The 1079-nt window shown below is 61.4% G+C and carries 2 protein-coding genes; both read right to left on the reverse strand.

Features of this window, described 5'->3' with window-relative positions; all coding sequences use genetic code 11:
• Positions 1-527 (reverse strand): ATP-dependent Clp protease proteolytic subunit (locus EOB59_RS33320; RefSeq protein ID WP_128290205.1); only part of this gene is annotated, 527 nt, incomplete at its 3' end.
• 35 nt (positions 528-562) lie between these two features.
• On the reverse strand, positions 563-1079 hold a 517-nt coding region (locus tag EOB59_RS33325; RefSeq protein WP_245486868.1), incomplete at its 5' end, for a ferritin-like domain-containing protein.

The following is a 1079-nucleotide window of genomic DNA, read 5'->3' on the forward strand; positions in this document are numbered from 1 at the left end:
GTGGTCAGCGAGCTTCCGTTGACCAGTTCCCTGAAGCCTTCCATTTCGAGCTGCTCGGCGGTTTCGAGCAAGGCGAGTTCTTCGCGCACGATCTGTATGCAGGACCGCATCGGGCCGCTAAGCGCCAGGCTTGTGTCCATGCGCCGCTCATGCACGAGCAGAACCGCGTCTTCGGTCAGGAAGCGGCAATGCCGGTCGAACGCCGCAAAGATGGTCACTCCCGCCGAGTAGACCTGCGTCTTGCCGACACAATAGGCGCGTCGCCCTGAATGCCGGCGGAACAGGCGGATTTCGAGCGCGATGCGACGCGCGGCATCGGCATCGCCGCCGATGGTGTTCAACTCCATCAGCATGTCCTGGCCGCTGCGACGAACTTCTTCCAGCCGGCCGAGGAAGAAAGTCACCGTATCCTGGCCAATGGGCCCGTTGATGGAGATGTTCGGCTCGAAGAGCAGCCGTGCCAGCTCAGGAGCCGGGTCGGTGGGTGTGGTGCCGCCCGGGGGCGGCACGTTTCCGGCGATGTTCATGGACTGGGTCTCCCAGCAGACTGAAACGGGTCCAGCTAGGCGGCTTCCTGCAGCGCCCTTTCGTTTACGCCGGCTTGTCCGAGTTGAGTCAGCGCCTCGTCAGTTGCCTTCTCTTCGTCGAGCGTCTGCTGAAGCAGTTGGACGGCGTCATTCAAGCCGAGCAGCCCTGCCCAGGTCACAAGCGTGCCATAGCGGGCAATTTCATAATGCTCAACGGCCTGGGCAGCGGCGACAAGCCCGGCGTCGAGGGCCGGCGCCTCCTGGAACTCCTCCAGAATCTCCTGGCCTTCCTCAATAATACCGTCGATGGCCGGACAGGTCTTGCCCTGCGCGCGCTTGCCGAAAATTTCGAACACCTGCTGCAGCCGCTCGACCTGGCCCTCAGTCTCGTCGCGGTGCTTCTCGAACGCGGCGGTCAACTCTTGCGATTCGGCACCCCTGGCCATTTTCTTGAGGGCACTTAAGATCTTACGCTCGGCGTAGTATTTGTCCTTCAAGGATTCGTAAAATAGATCTTCCAGGCCCTTTGTGCTGCTCTGGGCGCTTTTTTTC

Source organism: Mesorhizobium sp. M7A.F.Ca.MR.176.00.0.0, assembly GCF_004023165.1.
Lineage (GTDB): Bacteria > Pseudomonadota > Alphaproteobacteria > Rhizobiales > Rhizobiaceae > Mesorhizobium.